The 22,837-nt window shown below is 72.5% G+C and carries 23 protein-coding genes; 12 read left to right on the forward strand and 11 right to left on the reverse strand.

The annotated features are described in order from the left end of the window. Positions 1–144 precede the first annotated feature (144 nt). Positions 145–1,731 carry a von Willebrand factor type A domain-containing protein gene (locus ACFYYJ_RS14785; RefSeq protein ID WP_385362130.1) on the forward strand — a complete coding sequence of 529 codons (1,587 nt, stop codon included), beginning with the start codon at positions 145–147 and terminating at the stop codon, positions 1,729–1,731. A gap of 28 nt (positions 1,732–1,759) precedes the next feature. Here the strand turns inward: ACFYYJ_RS14785 and ACFYYJ_RS14790 are convergent, their stop codons facing one another. Continuing rightward, complete coding sequence (locus tag ACFYYJ_RS14790) at positions 1,760–2,851, reverse strand: WD40/YVTN/BNR-like repeat-containing protein (RefSeq protein ID WP_385362132.1); 1,092 nt, start codon at positions 2,849–2,851, stop codon at positions 1,760–1,762. Between the two features lie 218 nt (positions 2,852–3,069). Here ACFYYJ_RS14790 and ACFYYJ_RS14795 point away from each other — a divergent pair, with 218 nt between their 5' ends. From ACFYYJ_RS14795 to ACFYYJ_RS14805, 3 genes are all read left to right on the forward strand, one after another. Continuing rightward, on the forward strand, positions 3,070–4,410 hold the full coding sequence (locus ACFYYJ_RS14795; RefSeq protein WP_385362134.1) for a wax ester/triacylglycerol synthase family O-acyltransferase: 1,341 nt from the start codon (positions 3,070–3,072) through the stop codon (positions 4,408–4,410). Between the two features lie 80 nt (positions 4,411–4,490). Then, entirely contained in the window at positions 4,491–5,600 is a 1,110-nt protein-coding gene (locus ACFYYJ_RS14800; RefSeq protein ID WP_389132267.1) for an NADH:flavin oxidoreductase/NADH oxidase, read from the forward strand. Positions 5,601–5,667: 67 nt separating this feature from the next. Further along, the gene (locus ACFYYJ_RS14805; RefSeq protein WP_385127863.1) at positions 5,668–6,021 is read left to right on the forward strand and encodes an ArsR/SmtB family transcription factor; all 354 of its coding nucleotides are present in this window, start codon (positions 5,668–5,670) and stop codon (positions 6,019–6,021) included. Here the strand turns inward: ACFYYJ_RS14805 and ACFYYJ_RS14810 are convergent. From ACFYYJ_RS14810 to ACFYYJ_RS14820, 3 genes are read right to left on the reverse strand one after another with little or no spacing between them, the layout of a single operon-like run. After that, positions 6,018–6,419: a hypothetical protein gene (locus ACFYYJ_RS14810; protein ID WP_385362140.1), complete on the reverse strand. Its 402-nt coding sequence runs from the start codon at positions 6,417–6,419 to the stop codon at positions 6,018–6,020. The genes ACFYYJ_RS14805 and ACFYYJ_RS14810 overlap by 4 nt on opposite strands. Positions 6,420–6,459: 40 nt before the next feature. Next, positions 6,460–7,818: an FAD-dependent oxidoreductase gene (locus ACFYYJ_RS14815; protein WP_385127866.1), complete on the reverse strand. Its 1,359-nt coding sequence runs from the start codon at positions 7,816–7,818 to the stop codon at positions 6,460–6,462. Between the two features lie 52 nt (positions 7,819–7,870). After that, on the reverse strand, positions 7,871–8,527 hold the full coding sequence (locus tag ACFYYJ_RS14820) for a DUF305 domain-containing protein (protein WP_385127867.1): 657 nt from the start codon (positions 8,525–8,527) through the stop codon (positions 7,871–7,873). Positions 8,528–8,674: 147 nt separating this feature from the next. On the opposite strand from ACFYYJ_RS14820, the gene ACFYYJ_RS14825 reads away from it, so the two are divergent. Then, positions 8,675–10,123 (forward strand): LVIVD repeat-containing protein, encoded by a 1,449-nt coding sequence (locus ACFYYJ_RS14825; RefSeq protein WP_389132272.1) that lies wholly within the window; start codon positions 8,675–8,677, stop codon positions 10,121–10,123. Here ACFYYJ_RS14825 and ACFYYJ_RS14830 read toward each other — a convergent pair. The 4 genes from ACFYYJ_RS14830 to ACFYYJ_RS14845 form a co-directional block, all read right to left on the reverse strand. Continuing rightward, positions 10,092–10,754: a TetR/AcrR family transcriptional regulator gene (locus tag ACFYYJ_RS14830; RefSeq protein ID WP_385362146.1), complete on the reverse strand. Its 663-nt coding sequence runs from the start codon at positions 10,752–10,754 to the stop codon at positions 10,092–10,094. The genes ACFYYJ_RS14825 and ACFYYJ_RS14830 overlap by 32 nt on opposite strands. A gap of 103 nt (positions 10,755–10,857) precedes the next feature. After that, positions 10,858–11,520, reverse strand: a complete 663-nt coding sequence (locus ACFYYJ_RS14835; RefSeq protein ID WP_389132277.1) for a phosphatase PAP2 family protein — start codon at positions 11,518–11,520, stop codon at positions 10,858–10,860. 44 nt (positions 11,521–11,564) lie between these two features. Next, a complete protein-coding gene (locus tag ACFYYJ_RS14840) occupies positions 11,565–12,503 on the reverse strand; it encodes a M56 family metallopeptidase (protein WP_385127874.1) in 939 nt (312 codons plus the stop codon). An 80-nt stretch (positions 12,504–12,583) separates the two neighbouring features. Next, positions 12,584–13,114: a DUF5134 domain-containing protein gene (locus ACFYYJ_RS14845; protein ID WP_385127876.1), complete on the reverse strand. Its 531-nt coding sequence runs from the start codon at positions 13,112–13,114 to the stop codon at positions 12,584–12,586. Positions 13,115–13,308: 194 nt separating this feature from the next. Here ACFYYJ_RS14845 and ACFYYJ_RS14850 point away from each other — a divergent pair, with 194 nt between their 5' ends. Then, the gene (locus ACFYYJ_RS14850) at positions 13,309–13,848 is read left to right on the forward strand and encodes a GNAT family N-acetyltransferase (protein WP_385127878.1); all 540 of its coding nucleotides are present in this window, start codon (positions 13,309–13,311) and stop codon (positions 13,846–13,848) included. A 33-nt stretch (positions 13,849–13,881) separates the two neighbouring features. On the opposite strand, the gene ACFYYJ_RS14855 is transcribed toward ACFYYJ_RS14850, so the two are convergent. Together ACFYYJ_RS14855 and ACFYYJ_RS14860 are read right to left on the reverse strand one after the other, a co-directional pair. Continuing rightward, positions 13,882–14,565, reverse strand: coding sequence for a glycerophosphodiester phosphodiesterase (locus ACFYYJ_RS14855; protein WP_389132281.1), 684 nt, complete (start codon positions 14,563–14,565; stop codon positions 13,882–13,884). Positions 14,566–14,756: 191 nt separating this feature from the next. After that, positions 14,757–15,404: a PadR family transcriptional regulator gene (locus ACFYYJ_RS14860; protein ID WP_389132284.1), complete on the reverse strand. Its 648-nt coding sequence runs from the start codon at positions 15,402–15,404 to the stop codon at positions 14,757–14,759. 49 nt (positions 15,405–15,453) lie between these two features. Between ACFYYJ_RS14860 and ACFYYJ_RS14865 the strand changes: the two genes are divergently transcribed. The 6 genes from ACFYYJ_RS14865 (at position 15,454) to ACFYYJ_RS14890 (ending at position 21,617) form a co-directional block, all read left to right on the forward strand. Next, positions 15,454–16,575 carry an LLM class flavin-dependent oxidoreductase gene (locus ACFYYJ_RS14865; protein WP_389132286.1) on the forward strand — a complete coding sequence of 374 codons (1,122 nt, stop codon included), beginning with the start codon at positions 15,454–15,456 and terminating at the stop codon, positions 16,573–16,575. Continuing rightward, on the forward strand, positions 16,575–17,579 hold the full coding sequence (locus ACFYYJ_RS14870; RefSeq protein ID WP_385127886.1) for an alpha/beta hydrolase: 1,005 nt from the start codon (positions 16,575–16,577) through the stop codon (positions 17,577–17,579). The genes ACFYYJ_RS14865 and ACFYYJ_RS14870 overlap by 1 nt, the downstream gene beginning before the upstream one ends. Positions 17,580–17,660: 81 nt before the next feature. Beyond that, positions 17,661–19,067: a DUF6421 family protein gene (locus ACFYYJ_RS14875; RefSeq protein ID WP_385362156.1), complete on the forward strand. Its 1,407-nt coding sequence runs from the start codon at positions 17,661–17,663 to the stop codon at positions 19,065–19,067. A gap of 26 nt (positions 19,068–19,093) precedes the next feature. Then, positions 19,094–19,858: an SDR family NAD(P)-dependent oxidoreductase gene (locus ACFYYJ_RS14880; protein ID WP_385127888.1), complete on the forward strand. Its 765-nt coding sequence runs from the start codon at positions 19,094–19,096 to the stop codon at positions 19,856–19,858. Next, positions 19,837–20,931 (forward strand): threonine aldolase family protein, encoded by a 1,095-nt coding sequence (locus tag ACFYYJ_RS14885; protein WP_385127889.1) that lies wholly within the window; start codon positions 19,837–19,839, stop codon positions 20,929–20,931. Before ACFYYJ_RS14880 ends, ACFYYJ_RS14885 begins: the two co-directional genes overlap by 22 nt. Positions 20,932–21,017: 86 nt before the next feature. Then, positions 21,018–21,617, forward strand: coding sequence for a transglutaminase family protein (locus ACFYYJ_RS14890; RefSeq protein WP_389132293.1), 600 nt, complete (start codon positions 21,018–21,020; stop codon positions 21,615–21,617). On the opposite strand, the gene ACFYYJ_RS14895 is transcribed toward ACFYYJ_RS14890, so the two are convergent. Then, positions 21,553–22,791, reverse strand: coding sequence for an MFS transporter (locus ACFYYJ_RS14895; RefSeq protein WP_389132295.1), 1,239 nt, complete (start codon positions 22,789–22,791; stop codon positions 21,553–21,555). The genes ACFYYJ_RS14890 and ACFYYJ_RS14895 overlap by 65 nt on opposite strands. Positions 22,792–22,837: the final 46 nt, after the last annotated feature.

The following is a 22,837-nucleotide window of genomic DNA, read 5'->3' on the forward strand; positions in this document are numbered from 1 at the left end:
GCGGGATGTCGCCGGAATCGACATCCGACCTTGACGTTCCGCATGCCGTTGTCGCTTCGATACCGGTTCGCAATCCCTCCGATTGCTCCAACGCCCCTTCGCGCGCGTCAGATTCAACACCGACGACGCTCCGAGGGAGACGGCATGACACCCCATCAGGATGACCGCACGTCCCGAACACCCCGCACGGCCCGCAGGAGACCCCGCGGCCGGCTGATCGCCGCGGTCGCGGCCGGAGGCGTCCTGCTGGCCGGGTGCGCGTACGGCGGCGGGAACGGGAACCGGACCACCGACCGGGCCGCGAACGGTGCCGACTCCCGGCCGAGGCCCGCCGCCTCCTTCCCCGGCGGAGCCGCCCCGGAGGGCGAGAGCGACGGGCGCGACGCCACGAAGCCGCCCGCGGACTACCTCTCGACCTTCGCGCTCGACGTGGACACCGCCAGCTACGGCTACGCCCGCCGCACCCTCGCCGAAGGCCGACTGCCCGACGCGGCGAGCGTACGACCGGAGGAGTTCGTCAACAGCTTCCGCCAGGACTACCGGCAGCCCGGCGGCGACGGCTTCACGGTCACCGTCGACGGAGCCCGGACCACCGACCCGAGCTGGTCCCTGGTCCGCGTGGGCCTCGCCACCCGGGCCGCGGGAGGCGGCACGGACGCGGAACGGCGACCGCCCGCCGCCCTCACCTTCGTCGTGGACGTCTCCGGGTCGATGGCCGAACCCGGACGCCTCGACCTCGTCCGCGCCTCCATGAACCTGATGACCGACCAGCTGCGCGAGGACGACTCGGTCGCCGTCGTCACCTTCAGCGGCACCGCCCGGACCCTGCTGTCCATGACCCGCGTCGAAGGACAACGCGGCCGGATCCACCAGGTGGTCGACGGACTGCGCACCGCCGATTCCACCAATGTGGAGGCGGGGGTCACGCGCGGGTACGACGAGGCCGTGAAGGGGCTGCGGCCCGGCGCCACCAACCGGGTCGTCCTGCTCTCCGACGCCCTCGCCAACACCGGCTCCACCTCCGCCGACACCATCCTGAAGCGGGTCGCCTCGGCGCGGACGGAGCACGGGATCACCCTCTTCGGGGTGGGAGTGGGCAGCGAGTACAACGACGCCTTCATGGAAACGCTCGCCGACAAGGGAGACGGCCACACCACCTACGTCTCCGACACCGAGGGCGCCCGCAAGGTGTTCTGCGAGGACCTGCCGGCGCAGGTGCAGCTGCGGGCCCGCGACGCCAAGGCCCAGGTCTCCTTCGACCCGGCGACCGTCGAGCGGTTCCGGCTGATCGGCTACGAGAACCGACGGGTCGCCGACGACGCGTTCCGCGACGACACCGTGGACGGGGGAGAGGTCGGCTCCGGCCACACCGTGACCGCGCTGTACGCGGTACGGCTGCGCCCCGGCGCCGGCGGGCACGTGGCGACGGCGACGGTGCGCTGGCTGGACCCGAACACACGGGCTCCGCACGAGGAATCGGGCCGGGTGGAAGCGGCCGCGCTGGCCGGTGACCTGTGGACCGAGGCGCCCCCGCGCCTCCAGATCAGCGCGGTGGCCGCGTACTTCGCCTCGGCGCTGCGCGAACGGGGCGGCGGCTGGGAGCGGGTGCCGGGCGCCGTATCGCTGGCCGGCCTCGCGGAGCACGCGGACCGGCTGGCCGTCCGCACCGAGGACCCCGCCGTACGGGAGCTCTCGCTGGCCGTACGACAGGCGGGTCGGCTGACCGGCTGACGGGCGGTCCGAACGGTCCCCGGCGGGCCTACCCGTCCACCACGGCCGCCCGTACGCACAGGACGTCAGGCAGGTGCTCGGTCAGCAACTGCCAGCTCTCGCCGTCGTCATGGCTGGCGTACAGCTCGCCGTTGCGGTTGCCGAAGTAGACCCCCGCCGGGTCCGCGTCGTCCGTGCACAGGGCGTCGCGCAGCACCGTGCCGTAGTGGTCGCCGGGCGGCAGCCCCTTGGAGAGCGGCTCCCAGGTGGCGCCCGCGTCCCGGGTCCGGAAGACCCGGCAGCGGTGCTCGGCGGGGACGCGGTCGGAGTCGGCGTTGAGCGGGAAGACGTACGCGGTGTCCGCCCGGTGCGGGTGGGCGGCCACCGCGAAGCCGAAGTCCGAGGGCAACCCGCCGCCGATGTCCGTCCACCGGGCGCCCGCGTCGTCGCTGCGGTAGACCCCCCAGTGGTTCTGCAGGTACAGGCGGTCCCCGTCCCCGGCGTCCCGGGCGATCTTGTGCACGCACTGGCCGAACTCGGGGTGCTGATCCGGCAGGAAGACAGCCGAGACGCCCTCGTTGGACGGGGACCAGCTGGCCCCGCCGTCCGCGGTGCGGAACACCCCGGCGGTGGACACGGCCACGGTCACCGCGTCCGCGTCGCGCGGGTCGGTGATCACCGTGTGCAGACCCTCGCCGCCTCCGCCCGGCACCCATTTCCCGCGGCTCGGGTGTTCCCACAGGGGGCGGACCAGCTCGAAGGATTCGCCCCGGTCGGTGGAGCGGAACAGGGCCGCGGGCTCCGTCCCCGCGTACACCACGTCCGGGGCCTCCGGGCCGGCCGGCTGGAGTTGCCAGACCCGTTCCAACGAGGCACCCGTGTCCTTGGGGAACTTCACGGCGGGCGAAGCCGGTTCCCGCCAGGTCGCGCCGAGGTCGTCGGAGGTGAAGACGGACGGCCCCCAGTGGGAGCTGTCCGCGCCGACGAGCAGCCTGGGCGCCGGGCCCCGCCGGTCGACCGCCACGGCGTAGACGGCCTCGGCGTTGAAATGGGGTCCGTCGAACTCCCACGGGCCGTCACCCCGCCGACGGCCGATGAACAGTCCCTTGCGGGTTCCCACGAGCAGCAGTACCTCGGCCATGGCCGGCACCTCCGGACTCGGACCTCTTCTTCCCGGCTCGCACCGGTTCTTTCCGGCCAGTCTGCACCCGCCCACTGACAGCTACCCGGGGGCGAACCGGGGTCCGGATTAGCTGATCGATACTGATCGTTTACCGACAGGAAATCATTGCCGCTTGCATGTAGCTGTTTGGAATGGGTTGACTTCAGGCCATCACCGCCACACGCGAGAGGACCTACGTGGCCACCGAGCACCTTTCCCCGCTCGACCTCGCCTTCTGGCGGATCGAATCCGCCGCCCATCCCATGCACCTCGGCGCCCTGGCCGTGTTCGAGGCGTCCCGCGACGGGTCCGCCGGGGGACCGGCCGCCGAGCGGGCCGCGGAGCTGCTCGCCGCCCGGTGCGCCGCCGTGCCGGGCCTGCGTCGCCGGATCCGTGACGTGCTGCTGCCGGTCGGCGCGGCCGCCTGGTCGCCGGACCCCGGTTTCGACCCGGCGCGCCACGTGTTCCTCGTACGGACGGACACCGCGGACCCGCACGCCGCCGCCGGTCCGCTCATGGCGCGCCCGCTGGACCGGGAGCTGCCGCCCTGGGAGGCGCACGTACTGGCCGGCCCCGACCCGGAGCGCTTCGCGGTGCTCTTCAAGTTCCACCACGCCCTCGCCGACGGCATGGGCGCCCTCGCCCTCGCGGCCTCCCTCTTCGACGGGTTCGACCAGGAGCCCGCCGTACGGACCTCCGCGCGTCCGGTGCCCGAGCAGCGGGCCGGCTCCGCCCTGCGCCGGCTCCCCGGCGCCCTGGCGGCCCGGGTCCAGGACGTCGGCCAGGCCCTGGAGATCGGCGCCGCGGTGGCCCGGTCCGGTCTGCCGCTCGGGGTTCCCGCGGCCCTCGTCGCGGGCCCCGGGAGCGTGGGCACCCGTACCGTCGCCGCCCTCGCGCTGGACCTGGACGAGGTCAACCTGGTCCGCAAGGGCGCCGGCGGCACCGTCAACGACGTGCTGATCGCCCTGGTCGCCGGAGCGCTCCGGCGCTGGCTGGCGGAGCGGGGCGAGCCCTTGCCGCACGGGCCGGGCCCGCGCGCCCTGATCCCCGTGTCGCGGCGGGGCCGGCCCGGGACCGGCGGCGGGAACCGGCTCTCCGGCTACCTCCTGCGGCTCCCGCTCGCCGAGGCCGACCCGCTGCGCCGGCTGTACTCGGTACGCGTCGGCATGGACCGCAACAAGGACGCCGGTCCCGCGCGCGGCGCCGGAGCCGTCGCCCTGCTCGCCGACCACGTCCACCCGCTGGGCCACCGGCTCGGGGGCCCGCTCGTCGCCCAGGCCGCCCGGCTGCTCTTCGACATCCTGGTCACCAGCGTCCCGCTGCCCGGGCTCACCTTCGCCCTCGGCGGGAGCCGGGTCCGCGAGGTCTACCCGCTCGCCCCGCTGGCCCACGGCCAGTCCCTCGCCGTCGCGGTCTCCACCTACCAGGGCACGGTCCACTACGGCCTGGTCGGCGACGCGGCCGCCGTCCCGGACCTGGAGGCCCTGGCGAGGGCGCTGCGCGCGGAACTGGACGAGCTTGTACGACAGGTCTCGTAGTACGAGAGATTTCGTAGTACGGTGTCTCTCGTACTTAGCCGCCGATCCCCGGCGCGCCCGGTGACATCTGGAGATCCCTGATGAGTGCTGCATCCGCCGCCCCTGCCGCTTTCGCCGCCCTGTTCGCACCGCACACGCTCCGCTCGGTCACCATCCCCAACCGCGTGTGGATGGCGCCGATGTGCCAGTACAGCGCCGAGGCCTTCGGCCCGAACGCGGGCGTGGCCAACGACTGGCACTTCGCCCACTACGCGGCCCGCGCCGTCGGCGGCACCGGCCTGATCATCCAGGAGGCCACCGCGGTCTCCCCGGAAGGCCGGATCAGCCCCTACGACCTCGGCATCTGGAACGACACCCAGGTCGGGGCGCTGCGCCGGATCACCGCCTTCGTCAAGGCCCAGGGCGCCGTCCCGGGCATCCAGATCGCGCACGCCGGCCGCAAGGCGTCCACGGACCAGACCTGGAAGGGCGGCGGCCCGGTGGGTCCGGAGGCGCACGGCTGGCAGCCGGTCGCCCCGAGCGCCGTGCCGTTCGCCGAAGGCCACCCGGTGCCGCACGAGCTGACGCCCGACGAGATCGCCGAGATCACCGGCCGGTTCGCGGCCGCCGCCGGGCGCGCGCTGGACGCGGGCTACGAGGTCCTGGAGATCCACGGCGCACACGGCTACCTCATCGGCGAGTTCCTCTCCCCGCACAGCAACAGGCGCACCGACGCCTACGGCGGCTCCTTCGAGAACCGCACCCGCCTCGCCCTCGAAGTCGTGGACGCGGTGCGGGCGGTGTGGCCCGAGGAACTCCCGCTGTTCTTCCGGATCTCCGCCACCGACTGGCTGGAGGAGAGCGGCTGGACGGCCGACGAGACGGTCCGGCTGGCCGCCCTGCTCCAGGAGCACGGGGTCGACCTCCTCGACGTCTCCACCGGCGGCCTCGCCCCCGGGGTGACGATCCCGGTCGGACCGGGCTACCAGGTGCCCTTCGCGGCCCGCGTCAAGGCGGAGACCTCCCTGCCGGTGGCGGCCGTCGGCCTGATCACCGAACCGGAGCAGGCGGAGAAGATCCTCGCCAACGGCGAGGCCGACGCGATCCTGCTGGGCCGGGAACTGCTCCGCGACCCCTACTGGGCCCGCCGCGCGGCCGCCGAACTGGGCGGGGAGCCGCGCACCCCGAACCAGTACCACCGCTCCTGGTGAACACCGGTCGTACGATGGTTCTCGTACGATGGAGGCCGGAGCGAACCGAGTGAGCGGAGCCAATGACATGACGGAACGGGACGCGGCCCGCACCCTCGACCACCCCGAGGCGGCGGAGATCCGCCTGGAGGGCGTGCTGCACGCGCTCTCCGACCCGGTCCGCCTGTCCATCGTCCGCGACCTCGACGCCTCGGCGGCGGAGCTGGCGTGTTCGTACTTCGATCTGCCGGTCACCAAGTCGACGACCACGCACCACTTCCGCGTGCTGCGCGAGAGCGGTGTCGTACGCCAGACCTACCGCGGCACCACGAAGCTCAACACGCTGCGCCGCGACGAGCTGGAGGCCCTCTTCCCCGGCCTGCTCGACGCCGTCCTGACGGCGGCGCAGGCCGAGGCGGGGCGGCTCGGCCAGGTCGTCTAGATGGTCGCGTCCCAGCGGTGGAGCAGGCGGCCGTCGGGACCGTACACGTCCATCGTGTAGCCGCCGTCGAGGGAGAGGCCCTCCTCGCGGGTCAGGAACGAGGTGATCGAGGCCGCCTGCTCCTTGAAGAGGGCGTGGCCCGAGTCCGCGTCGCGGGTGCGGACGACGATGTGCGGGGGGTAGCCCTCCCGCTTGAAGTTCGGCTCGATGCCGTACACGTCGGCGTCCCCGCCGGCCTCGTGATAGCGGTCGGCCAGCGTCGCGGCCTCCGGCGGGGCCGCCGTGCTCGTCGCCGTCGGGCCGGGCGGGAATCCGGTCGGCGACGGCTCGTCCGTGCACGCCGTCAGCGCGGCGGCGCAGGCCACCACCGTCAGTGTCAGAGCGATCCCGCGTCCCACCCGCACAACTCCCTTGATCCGGCGCGCCGTCCGGATCACGCTATGCCAGGCCCGCCGCCCCCAACAGGCCCGCCCAGTCCGGGATCTTCACCGAGCCCCGGCCGAAGGAGCGGCCCAGGTCCGTCTCGGCCGCCTCGATGGCCAGCCAGCCCGGCCATTCCACCGGGCGCAGGCCGGCCGCGCGCAGGGCGTCCAGGGGGTCCCCGGACAGCTCCCGCCGGGCCAGCACGCCCGCGTCCTGGAGCAGGGAGGACGCTGTCTCCTTCGCGCAGGGCCGGTTGGTGCCGATCACACCCGTCGGGCCGCGCTTGATCCAGCCCGCCACGTACTCGCCGACCGAGGCCCGGCCCGCGCGCAGCACCCGGCCCGCCGCGTGCGGGACCGTGCCCTTCGCCGGATCGAAGGGCAGGCCGGCGAGCGGAACGCCCTTGTAGCCCACGGAGCGCAGCACCAGCTGCGCCTCGATGTCCTCGAAGACGCCCGTCCCGGTCACCCCGCCCCGCCCGTCCGGGGCGGTCCGTTCGAAGCGCATCCCCGTGACCCGGCCGTCGGGCCCGCCCAGGATCTCCGCCGGGCGCAGGTAGAACCGCAGCGCGATCCGGCGCCCCGACCCGCCGGGGCCGGCCTCGGCCCACCCGCGGAGCGCCTCCAGGTTCCGCCGCGCGACCGCGGGCAGGGCGGCGGCCGCGGCCGGGTCCTCGTACACCGGGTCGATGGCCAGTTCGGCCGGGTCGACCACCGCGTCCACACCCGGCAGCGTGCCCAGCTCCCGTAGTTCCTTGGTGGTGAACTTCCCCTGCGAAGGACCCCGTCGGGCCACCATCGCCACCCGGCGCACCCCGCTGAGCGCGAGCGCGCCCAGCGCCGGCTGGGGCATGTCCGTCGGCTCCAGTTCCGCGGGGCCGCGGGCCAGGATCCGGGTCACGTCCACCGCGACGTTGCCCGCGCCGACCACCACCGCCGAGTCCACCCCCGGCAGGTCGAAGCTCTCGTCGACCGCGTCCGGGTGCCCGCTGTACCAGGACACGAACGAGGTCGCGGAGTGCACGCCGGCCAGTTCCTCGCCGGGGATCCCGAGCAGCCGGTCCCGGGCGGCGCCCACGCAATAGACCACCGCGTGGTACAGCTCAAGCAGTCGCCCGGTGGGCAGTGCGGGCCCGCCCACCTCGACATTGCCGAGGAAGCGGATCCGCTCGTCCTCCAGCACGGTGCGCAGGCTGCCCTGGAGGGACTTGATCTTCTCGTGGTCGGGCGCCACCCCGTACCGCACAAGGCCGTACGGCGCGGGCAGCCGGTCGAGGACATCGACGAGTACCCCGGGCACCTCGCGCTGCTGGACCAGCGTCTGGGCCGCGTAGACCCCACTGGGGCCCGATCCGACGACGGCGACACGAAGCACGGCGGAGCTCCTCCCGCAGGTGGTCCCAGCATGACACCGGCCTCCCCGGCCGTCAGCCCATCGAGCGCATCCGGTTGATCTCGGCCGTCTGCACGGCCACCAGCTCGGTGGCCATCTCCTCGACGGCCACGTTGTTGCCGTCGGCCAGCGCCTCGCCCGCCATCTTCAGAGCGCCCTCGTGGTGGGTGGTCATCAGCTTCAGGAAGAGCCGGTCGAAATCGGCGCCCGTGGCCGCCGTCAGCTCCGTCAGCTGCTGCTCCGTCGCCATGCCGGGCATCGTGGAGTGGTCGTGGGCGTGCCCGCCGGAGGGTGCCGGCGGCGCCGGGTGGAGGGCCCGCCACTTCTCCATCGCCCCGATCTCGGGCTGCTGCGAGGCCGTGATCCGCTCCGCCAGCCGCCTGACACCGTCCGCCGAGGCCCGCTGTGGGGCCAGGGCGCTCATGGTCAGGGCCTGCCGGTGGTGCTCGATCATGTTCTGCACGTAGGTGTGGTCGGCGGCGTTCGGACTGTCGTCGGGCTTCTCCTTGGCGGCCTGCTCGGGAGTGAGTGTGCGGGCCGCCTCGCCCGGTCTGCCGGGTGCGATCACCACGGGTCGTCCGTCCCGGGCGCCGTCCGTCCCGCCACCGGAGTCGCAGCCGGTCAGGGCGAGCAGGATTCCGGCGATCGCGGCCGCGCCGGTGAAACGGCGGGGCCGTACCAATAAGGCCATGAGGCCACGGGGGGCTTTTGCCATGTCCATGCAAAGGACCATACTGCCGGGGTCCTGGTTCCGTTCCCACCCCGAACGGAATCGACCGGACTCCCAAGGGAGGGCACAGTGACCTCGCTACACCACAGGAGAGTGCGAAAAGGGAGGATGGGAGCGGTCGTCGCGGCGGCCGGGCTGTTCACCGCACTCCTCGCCGCCGGACCGGCGGCGGCCACCCCCGACCCGGGTGACTTATCGCCAGGCGTCGGCACCGGTCAGAGCGGCGCGGGCCTCGCGGCCGGACGGGAGCTCGCCCCGGGCGAGATCCCCGGGCAGGACGAGATCGTCCACAGCGCGAACATCAAGCCCCTGGCCAACATCCCCTCGGTCGACCCCACCGTCATCAATTCGGACATCGCCTTCCAGGGCAGGTACGCCTACGCGGGCAACTACAACGGTTTCACGATCTACGACATCGCAAACCCGAAGGCGCCCAAGACCGTGACCACGGTCCTCTGCCCCGGCGGTCAGAACGACATCTCCGTCAGCGGCGACCTGCTCTTCCTCTCCACCGACTCCTCCCGCAGCGACGACTCCTGCAACAGCGTCTCGCAGCCCGCCACGGAGAAGTCCTCGTGGGAGGGCATCAAGATCTTCGACATCAAGGACAAGAAGAACCCCAAGTACATCAAGTCCGTGGAGACGGCCTGCGGTTCCCACACCCACACCCTGGTGCCGGGCGGCCGCGACATCTACCTCTACGTCGCCTCGTACTCCCCGAACGAGGCCTTCCCCGACTGCAAGCCGCCGCACGACGGCATCTCGGTGGTGAAGGTCCCGAAGAAGGCGCCGACGCAGGCCGCGGTCGTCGCCTTCCCGGTCCTCTTCCCGGACGGCGGCAACCCGGGCGCGCCCACCAACCCGGGCGTCTCCAAGACCACCGGCTGCCACGACATCACCGTGCTGCCCTCGAAGAACCTGGCCGCCGGAGCCTGCATGGGCGACGGCATCCTCTTCGACATCAGCAAGCCCGAACAGCCGCGGGTCGTCGACCGGGTGCAGGACAACGTCAACTTCGCGTTCTGGCACTCGGCGACCTTCAACGAGCGGGCGAACAAGGTGGTGTTCACCGACGAGCTCGGCGGTGGTGGCGCCGCAACCTGCAACGAGGCCACCGGCCCCAACCGGGGCGCCGACGGCATCTACGACATCACCGGCACGGGCGACCAGCGCAAACTCGTCTTCCGCGGCTACTACAAGATCCCGCGCCACCAGGCCGACACCGAGAACTGCGTGGCCCACAACGGCTCGCTGGTCCCGGTCGGCGGCGGCCGCGACCTCATGGTGCAGGCCTGGTACCAGGGCGGCGTCTCGGTATGGGACTTCACCGACTCCGCACAGCCCAAGGAGATCGCGTACTTCGAGCGCGGTCCCCTGACGACGGACAAGATCGCCGTCGGCGGCTCCTGGTCGGCGTACTACTACAACGGGCACATCTACTCGAACGACATGGCCAAGGGCCTGGACGTGCTGCGGCTCGACGACTGGCGCACCGAGAGCGCCAAGTGGGTCTGGCTGGACCGGCTCAACGTCCAGAGCCAGCCCGACTACCACTGACCGGCACGATCCAGCGCGACGTTCCGCCGGGCGGCCCGCCGTCCGGCGGAACACCCAGCTCCCAGTCCAGTCCGTACCGCTGGAACAGCTCCGCCCGCAGCCTCGCCGGCGGCATGGGTGCCCCCGGCAGCAGCACCGCCACCACCGCGCCCATGAGCAGTGCGCGCAGCAGCGGATAGTCCGCGTCCGCGTCGTCCGAGCCGTACCGCACGACCGTGTCCCGGAGCAGCTCCGCCAGTCTCTGCTGCTCCGGGCACTGCACGAAGCCCTCGGCCGTGAGGATGCCCGCCATGTGGGTGCGCATCAGCAGCGGCTGGTCCCGGGCCAGGCCGAGGATCGCGTCGATCGCGCGCGCGAGCCGCTCCCTCCCGTCGTCGCAGCGCGGCTCCCGCTCCAGCGCCGCGTGCAGGGTGAGGTGCATCAGCCGGTGCACGGCGGACTGCAGCAGTTGCCGCTTGCCCGGGAAGTAGTACGACACCAGGCCGCGCGCCGCTCCGGCCCGGTCGGCGATGTCGCCGAGCGTCGTCGCCTCGTACCCGCGTTCGGACACGAGCTCGACCGTCGCCTGCAGCAGTCGCTCCCGGGAACGTCTGCGCAATTCTTCATTGACCGATGGGCTACGCGGGGACATGCTTACTCCTGCGTTGACTGGCTCGGAGCCAATATACTCAGCGCACGGGTCGGCCTGCTCTGGGTGACACGGGGGATCGCCCAGGGCAGGCACACCTTCACACTCACCGCCGGGCGGCACCGAACCGGGGCCGACGGGCCGGCAGGCACACCGCGAGGGCCACCAGGACCACGCCCAGCAACCAGCCGCCGACCACGTCCGACAGCCAGTGCACCCCGAGGTAGAGCCGGGTGAATCCGACCCCGGCCACCGAGATCACGGCCGCCACCCAGGCCGCCGCCACCCATGCGGTCGCCGACCCCGCCCGATCCGCCTTGCGGGGCAGCAGCCACAGCAGCAGTCCGCACACCACCGCGGCCGTCATGGCGTGGCCGGACGGGTAGGAGGCGTAGTTCGACGTGTGCACCGGGTCCGGCCACACCGGACGCTCCCGGCCCACGAGCGCCTTCAGCCCCTGGTTCACCACCCCGGCCGCCAGCGTCGCCAGACCCACCCGCCAGGCGCGCTCCCGGTCGCCGCGCTGCCACAGCCACACGCACGCGACGGCGGCCAGCGCGCGCATGGTCCAGGGGTCCCACACCCAGTCGGTCAACACCACCATCAGCCGGGTGACACCTGGATGGGTGACGGCATGGGCGTGCAGATCGCTGGCGACCTGCACGTCGAGGGCCAGGAGCGGTGGCCACTCCAGCACCACCAGTGCCGTCAGTACGGCCGCGAGCAATGCGCAGCCGATGCCCACCCACCGCAAGTGATCGTTCCGCATGCGGGTGATCCTCGCACCCGTGCGTGCCCGAGGTGCTCACCGCCTCAGGCCAGCGCGCTCAGCCCCGGTACGAAGGCGACGAGCAGTGGTACCGCCGGGAGCAGGGTCGCCAGTGCCGTCAGCCGGAGCCTGCGGCTCGCCGGCAGGCGGGGTTCGGCCGTCAACAGCCGCCGCACCCGCTGCGGGACGTGTGCATCGGGCGTGGCTCCGGGCCCGAACGCCCCTCGGTCCTCGTTGAGTCCGACCAGCGCCAGCGCCACGGTGAGCCGCCCGTACCGCCGCGAGGCCGCGTCGTCGGCGGCCAGCTCCACGAGGAGGTGCATCTCGGCCTCGAACGCCGCGAAGACCGGCACCTGCGGGAAACCCCCGGACAGCGCCCGCGAGCAGTGCAGCAGCCAATCGTGCCGGGCCGCCGTGTGGCTCTGCTCGTGCGCCAGCACGGCGTCCAGCTGGCTCCCCTTCAGTCGGCCGAGTGCCGCCGTGGTCACCACGAGGCGGGGCGCCGTCCCCGGCAGCCACCACGCGTCCGGCCGAGGTCCCTCCAGTACGACGAGCCGGGCGCCCACCGGGTCCTCGCCGGGAAGCAGCGGGGCCCGCACCAGCAGTTCGCTGCCCTGCGCGCGCCGCCGGGCCCGCGCCCGCAGCACCTCCCGCGTCAGCATCGCCCCCGTCCACAGAGCGCCACCCGCCAGCGCGAGCGCCGTACCGGCGGCCCAGGGACCGCCCGAGGAGCCGAGGGCGTAGGCGTCGACCACCCCGTGCGGGGCGGAGGCGAAGAGCCAACCGCGGACCGCCTGCCAGGCCGCCGCCGCGCTCAGCAGCATCGACAGCCCGAAGCACAGGAGCACCGCGCCGACCACGCACTGCCATACCCACAGGGCGACGACCGGTTCTCGTTCGGGCCATCGGGCCCGGGCCAGCAGGCGGGGAGCGAGCACCGCGGTCAGGGCGCCGAGCAGCAGCAGTGCGGCGGGGACCATCATGGTCTTCACCCTATGAGCGATGGCTACCTGCGGGTATGGCCTCGGGGCATTGGTGACGCAGGACACGTGGTCCGCCACCCTCACATGGCGAGCAACATGGCCAACATCCCCATCCCCATGGCCAGTCGGCAGGCCCGGGTCAACTCGGCGGACCCCGACCAGGCACCGGACGCGTGCCGGAGCGCGGGGCCCGTCGTGGCACCCGTCGTGATCAGGCGGGCCCCGCCGAGCACCACGTAGCCCGCGTAGTAGAGGAGCAGCACGCCGGTCAGCGCAGGAAGTCCGCCGCCGTGCCCGGATCCGTACCCCGCCGCCACCGCCATGTAGACCATCGTCAGCGAACCCACCAAGTGGTGCACGTGGTGCGCCCCCCGGCGCAGCAGCCACAGGGCGTGCAGGGCCGCGGCGCAGAACACCAGCCCCAGGGCCGTGGTCTGCCACCCGTCGCCGTGCTGCCGGAGCGGAACCGCCATCAGCGCCATTCCGAAGCCCATCAAGGCCTCCCCGGCCGCCGCGCCGCCCGCTCTCCGCACCCGTCCCAGGCAGTACGCGCCGCTCACCGCGCACAGCAGCACCAGCAGCCACGCGGAGACGGAGGCGGGGAGGGACATGGCGGAACCGTGCACGGCACAACCCCCGGTTCGTCGGCGCTCTCCGGTACCACCGAAGAGACGGTCAGGGGAAGGGATTCCCGCCTCACGGCGTCCTCACGCGGTCCCGGGTTAGGCTCTCGGTGCGTTGACCGGCATGTCATATGCCATCGCACGGAACGCAGCACGGAACGCAGCACAGAACGGAGCGCCAGATGTCGACCGCCCAGCCCGCCCCCCTCAGTTTCCGTGACGCAGGGGAGGGGGACGTGACCGAGCTGGTCGCGCTGGTCGAGTCGGCGTACCGCGGTGAGGCCAGCCGTGGCGGCTGGACCACCGAGGCGGACTACCTGGAGGGCCGGCGCACCGACGAGGAAGGGGTCCGCCGGATCGTCGACGCTCCCGACGCCACCCTGCTCGTCGTCGAGCGCGCGGACGAGCTGGTGGCCTGCTGCCACCTCGAACACCGCGGAGACCACGCCTACTTCGGCATGTTCGCGGTCCGCCCCGGCCTCCAGGGCGGCGGCCTCGGCAAGGAGATCCTGGCCGAGGCCGAACGCCGGGTCCGCGAGACCTGGGGCGTCGGCGAGATGCGGATGACGGTGGTGCACGTACGGGAGGAGCTCATCGCCTACTACGTGCGCCGCGGCTACCGGCGCACCGGCGAACTGAGCCCCTTCCCCTACGGCGACGAGCGCTTCGGCATCCCGCTCCGCGACGACCTGGCCTTCGAGCTGCTGGTCAAGGCGCTGTAGGACGCATCGTCACCACGGCCGTCAGGACACCCGTCAGGCGGTGAAGCGGCCCGTGCTGCGGATCTCCGGGTAGCCGGTGACCGCGCCGTCCAGCCCCAGGGCCCTGGCGAGCCGCAGCAGGTCCAGGGTGTCGACCCGCCCGCCGACCACGCGCAGACCCGCCGCGTGCGCCGCCTCGACGGTCTCCAGGCTGAGGAGACGGACGTCCAGCGAGACCGTCGAGGCGCCGGCGCCGAGCGCCCGGGCGACGACGTCGTCGGCGGGGGAGGGCGCCAGCAGGGTGGTCCGCACACCCGGCGCCAGCCGGGCCGCTTCGGCGAGCACCGTCGCATCGGGGGAGGCCACGTCCACCCGCGAGGTCAGATCGCGGCGCAGCAGCAGCTCCGCGAGCGCCCCGACGGTCCCGTGGTCCCGTACGGACGCCTGGAGCGGGGCCCGGACCGTGTCCAGGACCTCGTCGAAGACCGGCACGCGCTCGCCCTGCCCGGCGTCGAGCCCGCGCAGTTCGGCCAGGGTCAGGTTGGCGACGGCCCCCGAACCGTCGGTGGTCCGGTCCACCTCGGGGTCGTGCAGGGCGACGAGGGCGCCGTCCTTGCTCAGGCGCAGGTCGAGGGCGATGACGTCCATGCCCGAACGTTCCGCTCGCAGGTAGGACCGCAGGGTGTTCTCCGGTTCGACACCCATGACCCCGCGGTGACCGATGGTGAGGAAAGTCAAGGTTCTCTCGCTTCCGTCGACGGCGGCTCCGCGCGCGGTCGCGGTGTCCCGACCGGCCCCGCGCGGTGAGGACGCATGCTAGTGCGCCCGCCGTGCGAAGGGACCGCCCGTGCAAGGCCCTGAACGGGGCGCTCCGGCCGCTTCCCGCACGGGTCGTGCGGTCCTTCGCGGCCGCCGGCGGCGTGATCGCGTCACCCGGGCGTGGGCGCGTCCCCATCGGCTTGACGACCGGCCGGACCGGCAGTCGGACCGGCAGCCGGAGCGGCCGCGTCGAGCTCCTCCAGGTCGGTGAGCAGGGCCTGCGCCAACTCCAGTTCCGCGAGGTGCTGACGCTCGCTCCAGCGCAGCGCGAGGGCGGGGAACGCCCATTCCGGTACGTCGGCCGCGTGCTCCATGGCCTCGCGCACGGAGGCCAGTTCGCCCCGGGTGCGCTCGATGTGCTCGGCGACCATCGCGCGCAGCCGCTCCGGTTCGGCGAGGTGACCGAGCCAGATCCGCAGGAGCAGCCCGTGCTTGAGCACCGGCGGGCCGGCCTCGGCGGTGTCGGCGGCCCAGCCAGCGAGCGCCTCGCGGCCCGTGTCGGTGATGGCGTAACGCCGCTTGGCACGTGCCTCCTCGGGACCCGAGCGCGCGGAGGACGCGTACCCCAGCTCCTCCAGGCGGCGCAGTTCCGCGTAGATCTGGCTGATCGCGGGCGACCAGTAGAAGAAGCGCAGGGAGGAGTCCGCCCACTTCTTCAGCTCGTAACCGGTCCGCTCCCCCGGGAAGGAGAGGAGGCCGAGCATGGCCCACGCGGTCGGTGGCAGCTCTTGCTTCTTCGGCTCCTGACTACTAGTCATATTCCGAATTGAAGTGAGGCCAGGCACCGGACGCAACCCTGGAGGCACAGTGAAATTCTCCGTCATCTTCGAGGCTCAGCTTGCGGACCCGACGGTGGAGCGGGAGCACCAGGTCATCCACGACTGCGTCGAGCAGGCCGTGCTCGCCGAGCGCATGGGCTTCGACCGGATCTGGGCCGTGGAGCACCACTCGCTCAAGTGGTACGCACACATGAGTGCCCCCGAGATATTCCTGACCTGGGTCGCGGCCAGGACGAACACCATACGCATCGGGCACGGCGTCGTGTGCATGCCCTTCAACTTCAACCATCCGGCGCGGGTCGCCGAGCGGGCCGCCATGCTCGACCTCCTCTCGGGCGGGCGGCTCGACCTCGGGGCCGGGCGCGGGGGCACCGAACAGGAGACCTCGCTGTGCGGGGTGGACCGGGAGCGGACCACGGCGGAGGTCGAGGAGGCCCTGCGGATCATCGGCAAGGCCTGGCAGGAGGAGGAGCTGGAGTACCACGGCGAGCTGATCGACATCGACCCGCACCCGATCCTGCCGAGGCCGAAGCAGACGCCGCACCCGCCGCTCTTCCTCGCGTGCAGCCGGGGCGAGACCCTCGCGCAGGCCGCCGAGCTGGGGATCGGGGCCCTGGTGATGGGCTTCGCCGGACCCGAGTCGATCGCGGGGATGCGCGCCGTCTACGACGCGGCGGTCGCCGGGCGGGACGGCAGCCGGTTCGTCTCCACCGTCGTCAACGACCACTTCTCGGTGCTCTGCCCGACCATCGTCCTCGACGACCGGGAGGAGGCGCGGCGGATCGGCATCCGGGGCCAGCGGTTCTTCGCGCAGTCCATCGGCCACTGGTACGGCGGCGCCGGCATCCCGGACGAGGCGGTGGTGGCGGGGGCCGACGAGGCCGCGGAGATGCGGAAGGCCGCCGAGCAGGTGGTGGCCCGGCTGCACGAGCTGGACATCCCGGTGCGGCCCACCTCCACGGCCACCTTCAACGCGGACCACGCCTACGGGAGCGCCGACGACGCCATCGCGTACGTGGAGCGGCTCAGGGCGGCGGGGGCCGACGAGATCATGTGCCTGATCCAGATGGGCACGGTCGAGCAGGAGGCCTGCCTGGAGACCCTGCGCCAGTGGGGCGAGAAGGTCATCCCGCACTTCCGGGGCGCGTGATGCCCGAGCCCGCCCCCGCCGCTCGTCTCGACCCCGCCGCCCGGCCCTACCTCGACGCCCTCGCCGCCGGCTTCCCCGACCTCGGCGGGCTCGTCACCGACGCCGACGAGGCGCGGCGGATCCTCGCCGCCGCGACGCGCCCGGCCGCCGCGCGGCCCCGGGTCGGGGCGGTGGAGGACCGGAGCGTCCCGGGCCCGCCCGGGGCCCCGCCGGTCCCCGTACGGGTCTATCTGCCCGACCCGGAGCAGTGGCCCGGCCCCCGCCCGACCGTGGTGTTCAGCCACGGCGGGGGCTGGGTGCTCGGCGACCTCGACTCCCACGACACCACGGCCCGCAACATCTCCCGCGCGGCCGGCGCCGCCGTGGTCTGCGTCGACTACCGGCGGGCCCCCGAGCACCGCTTCCCGGCCGCTCTGGAGGACGTCCACGCGGCCCTGTGCTGGGCCGGCGCCCACCTCGACGAGCTCGGGGGCGCCCCTGAGGCCCTGGTGGTCGCCGGGGACAGCTCGGGCGGCAACCTCGCCGCCGCCTCGCTGCTGCTCTCCCGCGAGCGCGGGGGACCGGCCGTCGCGCTCCAGGTGCTGGTCTACCCCGCCCTGGACGCGGCCCAGGACAGCGCCTCGTACCGGGCGGACGCCGAGGGCTGCTTCCTGACCGCCGCCCACATGCGCTGGTTCTGGGCGCAGTACCTCGGGCCGGACGGCCGCGCGGACGATCCCCTGGCCTCGCCGCTCCGCGCGGACCCGGCGGGGCTGCCTCCGGCCCACGTGGTCGTCGCCGGATGCGATCCGCTGCGGGACGAGGGCGTGGCGTACCACCGACGGCTGAAGGAGACCGGGATCACATCGGTCCTCGATGTCCGTCCCGGGCTGTTCCACGGCTTCCTGGCACTGGCGGGCGTACTGCCGGTGGCCCGGGCCGCGTTGGACGGGTTGGGCGGAGCCATACGTTCCACCCTTTCGAACGGGAAGACTTCCGGTGAAGCAGGGGGTGACGCAGGATAATTTCCCGCTTCACCTCTTGAACGGGAGAGCCTCATATGCATACGCTGCCTTGACGTGAGGTTCTCCTGTGGAGGAAGTGACATGACGGAAACTCTTGTGCCGGGCATCGGCGGGGCCGCAATAACCGCCGGGGCGCGGGTGGTCGACCACCCGGCGTGGCCCGAGCTCAAGGCCGCCGTGGAGGAGATCCGCCCCTGGCAGTCCAAGGACGGGTCGATCGACTTCGAGGCCGAGGGCGCACCTGCCCAGCACACGGCCGAGGCCGCCGTCGGCCGCGTGATCCGCGCCGTCGAGGAGCTCTCCCCGCTGCTGCCGCACGCCACGGCGTACCACGAGGCCCTCGTCGCCGACCTGCGCAAGTGGGCCGCGGCCGGCTTCCAGGTGCCCGACTTCCTCGACTCGCTGCTGGCCTTCCACCCGGCCGCCGAGCGCGCCGACGGGCTCCAGCACCTCGTCGTCTTCCCCATGTACACGCAGAACGGCAACCCGGACCGCAACCTGGAGGCCGTCGCGCTGAAGATGGTGTGGCCCGAGTGGCTCTCCGAGCTGGAGCGCACCCGGTACGACAACCCGCTCTTCCTCGGCATCACCTTCGAGGACTTCACCGCGGGCTACGACACCCACTCCGCCGTGCTCTTCCCGGAGACCATCGCCGTGCGCGAGGCCCCCGAGCGCTTCACGTGGGGCGGCATCTTCTGCGACCGCGAGGCCGCGCGCTTCCGCAAGGTCACCTCGGCCGCCGTCGACATCCTCGGTGTGGAGCTGCCCGCCGACATCGCCGCGATGGTCACCGACCAGGAGCGCTGCGAGAAGGCCTTCGTCCTGTGGGACATGGTCCACGACCGCACCCACAGCCACGGCGACCTGCCGTTCGACCCCTTCATGATCAAGCAGCGCCAGCCGTTCTGGATGTACGGCCTGGAGGAGCTGCGCTGCGACCTCACCGCCTTCAAGGAGGCCGTGAAGCTGGAGTCCGAGGGCAACGAGCACGGCCGTGACGTGCAGTACGCCGTCCTCTTCGACCGGATGTTCCGCTTCCCCGTCTCCGGCGACCGCAACCGCAACTACGACGGTCTCGGCGGCCAGCTGCTCTTCGCGTACCTCCACAAGCACGACGTCGTGCGCTGGACGGACAACAAGCTGAAGATCGACTGGATGCGCGCCCCGCAGGTCACCAACCAGCTGTGCGCCGAGATCGAGGAGCTCTACCGGGCGGGCATCGACCGTCCGAAGCTCGTCCACTGGTTCAAGGCGTACGAGCTCGTCTCGACCTACCTCGCCCCGCACCCGGGCTCCAAGTGGGCCAAGGGCGCCGACGCCCTCGACCTGACGCAGCCGCCGCGCAAGCTGGTCGACGACGTGCTTCCGGACGAGTTTCCCCTGAGCATGTTCTTTGAGGCGCTCGCCAAGAAGCTCAAGGGAACGATCGCCTCCACCAAGGGCATCACCGCCCTCAACGCCGATCAGGCCGAGCGAGTCGCCGCGTGAGCGCTCGCCCACAGGAGGCTGCACAGATGAACGGCTCCGGGAACGGCAACAACGGACAGCTGCACGGAGCGGTGGTGGCGGTGGCCGGGGCCGGCGGGCCCGCCGGCCGCGCCACCCTGCTCCGCCTCGCCGAGGCGGGAGCGATCGTCGTCGCCTCCGACGCCGATCCGGCACGGCTGGCGGAGGCCGTGGACGCGGCGCGCTACGCCCACGGTGGCGCCACCATCACCGGTGACACCGTGGACCTGCTCGACCTGGACGCCACCAAGGCCTGGGCCGAGCAGACCGAGAAGGAGTTCGGCCGGATCGACGGCCTGGTCCACCTCGTCGGCGGCTGGCGCGGCAGCAAGACGTTCACCGACGTCGACCTCGCGGACTGGGACTTCCTGGAGAAGCTCCTCATCCGCACCGTCCAGCACACCTCGCTCGCCTTCCACGACGGACTGCTGCGCAGCGACCGCGGCCGCTTCGTCCTGGTCAGCCAGTCCGGCGCGCACAAGCCGGTCGCCAACAATGCCGCTTACAACGCGGGCAAGGCGGCGGCCGAGGCGTGGACGCTCGCCATGGCCGACTCCTTCCGCAAGATCGGCGGGGACGAGGGCCCGGGCGCCGCGGCTGCGATCCTGGTGATCAAGGCACTGGTGCACGACGCGATGCGCGCCGAGCGTCCCAATGCGAAGTTCGCGGGCTTCACCGACGTGAAGGAGCTGGCCGAGGCCATCGCCGGCGTCTGGGAGCGGTCCGCAATCGATGTGAACGGACAGCGTCTGTGGCTCACTCCGCAACCGTGAGAACCGATACGGGAAAGACCGACGCCCACCGCCACCACGACCCCGCGGTGCGCGGATTCGCGAGCGACAACTACGCGGGGGTGCACCCGGAGATCCTGGCCGCCGTCGCGCTCGCCAACGGCGGCCACCAGGTCTCCTACGGCGACGACGAGTACACCGAACACCTACAGAAGATCTTCCGCAGCCACTTCGGCCCGTACGCGGAAGCCTTCCCGGTCTTCAACGGCACCGGCGCGAACGTCACCGCCCTCCAGGCGATGACGGACCGCTGGGGCGCCGTGATCTGCGCCGAGACGGCGCACATCAACGTCGACGAGGGCGGCGCACCCGAGCGGATGGCGGGCATCAAGCTGCTCACCGTCCCGACCCCGGACGGCAAGCTCACTCCGGAGCTCATCGACCGGCAGGCCTGGGGCTGGGAGGACGAGCACCGTGCCATGCCGCAGGTCGTGTCGATCACCCAGAACACCGAGCTGGGCACGGTCTACACCGTCGACGAGATCCGCGCGATCTGCGAGCACGCGCACGCCAAGGGCATGAAGGTGCACCTCGACGGCGCCCGCATAGCCAACGCCGCGGCCTCGCTCGACGTGCCGATGCGCGCCTTCACCAACGCGGTGGGCGTGGACGTGCTGTCGTACGGCGGCACGAAGAACGGCATGATGTTCGGCGAGGCCGTGGTGGTGCTGAACCCGGACGCGGTCCGGCAGATGAAGCACATCCGCAAGATGTCGATGCAGCTGGCGTCCAAGATGCGGTTCGTGTCGGTGCAGCTGGAGGCCCTGCTCGCGAAGGATCTGTGGCTGCGCAACGCCCGGCACGCCAACGCCATGGCCCAGCGGCTGGCGGCGGGTGTCCGCGAGACCGACGGCGTGGAGATCCTCTACCCGGTGCAGGCGAACGGGGTGTTCGCGCGGCTGCCGCACGAGGTGTCCCGTCGACTGCAGAAGCGTTTCCGCTTCTACTTCTGGGACGAGAGCGCCGGCGACGTCCGCTGGATGTGCAGTTACGACACCCAGGAAGAGGACGTCGACGCCTTCCTCCAGGCCCTGAAGGAAGAGATGGCCCGCTGACCCAGGGCGTCGCTGACACTGCATAGATATACCCCCGACCGAAAATCTATTGATCTTCGGTCGGGGGTCTGTCTATGCTCCGGCGCATGCAGCTGATCCAACAGAACCCAGATATCCATGCCTATCTGACGTCGGATGAGGCGATCGACCACTGGCACCCGCTGGTGCAGGAAACCGCCGACGCCCTCTGGTTCGCCACCGGCGACGCATACTCATACGCCAAGGCGGCCTTCGAGTTCGTCCGCGACACCATCCCCCACTCGGGCGATTCCGGGGACATGAGGGTCTCCTGGCGCGCCTCCGACGTCATCGCCACGCGCAACGGCATCTGCTACGCCAAGTCCCACGCCCTCGTCGCCCTGCTGCGCGCCCAGGGCATCCCGGCGGGGCTCTGCTACCAGCTCCTCGCGGATGACGACGGTACGAACGCCGTGATCCATGGGCTGGTCGCCCTGCGGCTGCCCGGCCGCGAGAGCTGGTCCCGGGTCGACGCGCGGGGGAACAAGCCCGGCGTGGACGCGCAGTTCAGCCTGGACGTCGAGCGGCTGGCCTTCCCCGTACGCCCGGAGCTCGGGGAGATCGACCACCCCGAGCTGTACGCGGCCCCGCACCCGGCCGCCCTCAAGGCGCTCCGGCACTCCGCCGACCGGCCGGAGTTGTGGCGAAACCTGCCGACGGCTCTGTGACCGCTCCGGTGGGCGCGGGCCCCCGCCCCACCGTCAGTACGTGCACCAGCGCCGCCGCGAACTGAAGTCCGGCGATCCCGGTCAGCAGCAGCCCCGCCGGCGCGTCGGCCGCGAGCCCCACGAGGGCCGCCCCGGCCGACGCGGCCGTCATCTTCAGCCCGGCCCCCAGCGTGAACACCTGCGTCCGCACCCCGTCCGGGGCGTACTCCGCGCGGATCCGCAGCGTCGCGGTGAGCAGCGGCCCGTCGCACACCCCGGCCACCGCGAACAGCGCCGCCGTGGCGGCGACGGAGGGCGTGAACGCCGCCGCAGTCAGGGCCACCCCCGTACCGACCATCGCCCGGCGCACCAGCCGGCCGGGCGCCACCGACGTCATCCGGCCCAGCGTGAGCGAGCCCGCCAGCGCGCCCACCGCGAAGGCCGTCATCAGGACGCCCCCGGCGCCCGGGCTGCCGAGCCCGGTGGCCAGCAGTACCGACGTGGTGGTGAGCGAGCCTATGCCGACGAACGCGACGGTCGTGGCCGCGGTGACCGCGCGCAGCTCCCGCACCCGCCACAGCGCCGCGAGGCCCGCGGCCGCTCCGGCCAAGGGGCCGAGAGGCGCGGCGCCCGCGGCCCGGTCCTCGTACGGCAGGGTCGCCGCCAGCGCCGCCGCCAGCGCCGTGGCCGCCGCCAGGACCCCCATCGCCGGCCCCGCCGACACCGTGGCCGCGACGAGGCTCACCACGGCCGGGGCGGTGACCGCCGCCGCGTTGTAGGTCGAGGCGTCCCAGCCGTACGCCCGGTCCCGCCCGGGCCCCGCCGGGACCAGCCCGGTGACGAGGCTGGACATGCCGCCCGTCACCATCGGTCCGCAGGTCCCGCCCAGCACCGCCACCGCGAACACCAGCGGCTCCGGGGCCCGGCCCAGCAGCAGGGCCAGCGCCGCCACGGCTGCCGTGAACCCGGCCAGCGCGCCCACGTGGAACAACCGTGGCCTGCGGGTCCGGGCCGCTGCGGCGCCCGCGAGCGGGGCCGCCAGCACGTTCGGCACCAGCCAGGCCGTCAGGACGAACGCGCCGTGCGCCGCACTCCCGGTGCGCTCCAGGGCGAGCAGCACCACGGCCATGCCCATGCCCTCGTTGGCGAACCGCGCGGCCAGTGCCGCCGCCAGGTAGCGCCCGAACCCGCCCATTGCGGCCCCCCGGGTTGTGTAACGTGATAGCTGGACAAGACGTTAC

The organism is Streptomyces sp. NPDC002467 (assembly GCF_042889825.1).
Taxonomy (GTDB): domain Bacteria; phylum Actinomycetota; class Actinomycetes; order Streptomycetales; family Streptomycetaceae; genus Streptomyces.